We start from the raw sequence: 2,095 nt of genomic DNA, 5'->3' as shown, positions 1-2,095 counted from the left end.
AGATGTGTATAAGAGACAGCCGCCCGCCCCACCCGGGGCGGCCGCACAGGACCCGCCGCACCGGCCGGAGCCGACCGCGCAGGAGGGGCTGCGGGCTCTGTCCGAGCTGTTCGCCGAGACCGGCGTCCCCGCCCCGGTCGCCGCCCGCGCGGCCGCGCGCCTCGGGCCGGGCGCCGCCGGACGGCTGCGCGACGACCCGTGGCGGCTGCTTCGCGTCCCCGGCGTCCAGCCGCGGCAGGCCGACCACTTCGCCCGCGCGCTGCTCGGCCCGGACACGGGGCCCGGTGACCCGCGGCGCGGCCGGGCCCTCGTCCTGCACCTGCTCACCGAGGCGGCGCGCGGCGGCCACACGGTCACGCCCGCCGCCGACGTCGTGTCCGCGCTGGAGCGCGTCCAGGTCCCCGATCCGCGCGCGGCGGTGGAGGCCGCGCTGGACGAGGCGGAGGTCCTCGCGCTCACCGAGGAGCCCGGGTTCGACGAGGAGTCGTTCGACGAGGACGCCGAGCCGCCCGAGCCGGAGGAGACGCTCGGCCCGGCGCGGTGGGCGCTCGCCGAGGAGGCCGCGGCCGAGGGGTTCCAGCGGCTGACGCTCACGGCCGTGTCGCTGCTGGACGACGCGGCCGTCAAGGGCCTGCGCGACGGCCTGCCCGAGGACCGCTCCCTCGCGCTCACCGCCGCGCTGCGCACCGGCGTGAGCGTCCTGCGCGGGACGCCCGGCGACCTCGTGGGCGCCGTCCTCGGCATCGCGTCCGCCGCGGCGGGCGAGGGCGTCCGCACCGCCGTCGCCGCGCCCACCGACCGCTCCGCCGCCGGCCTCGGCGACGCCGCCGGGGTCACGGTGACGAGCCTGCACCGGCTGCTCGAGCCGCGCGACGATCCGTCCGCCGTGCCGGGCTCCGTCGTCTACGGGCGCGGCGAGCAGCACCCCCTCGACCTCGACCTGATCCTCGTGACGGACGCCTCCATGCTCGACGTCGAGCTGTGCGCGGTCCTGGTCGAGGCGTGCCCGGACGGCGCCCACCTAATGCTGTGCGCTGAGCCGGATGCACCGCCGCCCGCCGGGCCGGGCCGTCCGCTGGACGACCTGGAGGCGTCCGAGACGGTGCCCGTCGTCATGCTGGACGCCGCGCCGCCGTCCGGCCCTCTCGGGGAGCTGACCGAGGCGGTCCGCGGCGGTGACCTCGTCGCCGTGGACGCGCCTGGACGCGAGGTCGTCATCGTGCCCGCCGAGGGCCCCGGCGAGGCGGTGCACCGCGCCGTCCAGCTCGTCACCGACTCGATCCCGCGCGCGCTCGGGATCCCGGTCGAGGACGTCCAGGTCGTCGCGCCCGCCGCGGGCGGCGACGCGGGCACCACCGCGCTGAACGCGGCGCTCAAGGCGCGCCTGAACCCCGGCCCCGGCAAGTTCGGCGGAATGGACCCCGGCGACCGGGTGGTCGTCGCCGCGCCGCTGCCGCACGCCGCGCTCGGCGAGACGGGCGTGGTCGCCGGCGGCGGCGCGCACGGCCTGGACGTCGAGTTCCCCGGCGGCCCCGCCGTCGTCGCCCCGGCGGACGCGTCCCGGCTGCGGCACGGCTGGGCCCTGACGGTCGCGCAGGCCCGCGGGACGCGCCGTCCCGCCGTGGTCGCGGTCATGCCCCCCGAGGGCCTGTCCCGCCCGCTGGTGGCCGCCGCGTTCGGGCTGGCGGGCCGGCACCTGTCGGTCGTGCAGGCGGCCGGGCCCGCGCTGGCGAGGGCCGTCCGCGACGGCGGGACGCCCGCGCGCCGCACCAGGCTCGCGAGACTGGTGATCCAGTGAAGGTCGTGCCGGGGTAAAGAAACCCCCGTGCCGCGGTTTTAGGACCCACCCGTATGGGACACGATGTCAACAAGGGTGAGGGACCGGCATCGGGTGGAGGAGCGACATGCCCCATCGGCTCAGGCGGCTCGGCTCGGCGTCGGCGGCGATCACGGCGGGAGCGCTCGTCCTGCTCCTGCCGGCGCCCGCCGCGGACGCCGCCACGACGGACACCTGCAAGAAGGGCACCGACCCCGCGAGCACCATCGAGAACTGGACGTGCAACCTCGGCAACCTGCGTGAGGCGCTCCTCCCGGC

The 2,095-nt window shown here is 78.0% G+C and carries 2 protein-coding genes; both read left to right on the top strand.

Translation table 11 applies throughout. The annotated features are described in order from the left end of the window. The coding region (locus ETD83_RS41445; RefSeq protein ID WP_329603080.1) for a helix-hairpin-helix domain-containing protein at window positions 1-1,798 on the top strand (1,798 nt) is incomplete at its 5' end. A 106-nt stretch (window positions 1,799-1,904) separates the two neighbouring features. Beyond that, the coding region (locus ETD83_RS41440; protein WP_205718184.1) for a hypothetical protein at window positions 1,905-2,095 on the top strand (191 nt) is incomplete at its 3' end.

This window comes from Actinomadura soli (genome assembly GCF_005889715.1).
GTDB classification, from domain to species: domain Bacteria; phylum Actinomycetota; class Actinomycetes; order Streptosporangiales; family Streptosporangiaceae; genus Spirillospora; species Spirillospora soli.
This window is presented reverse-complemented; position numbering and strand designations above follow the sequence as displayed.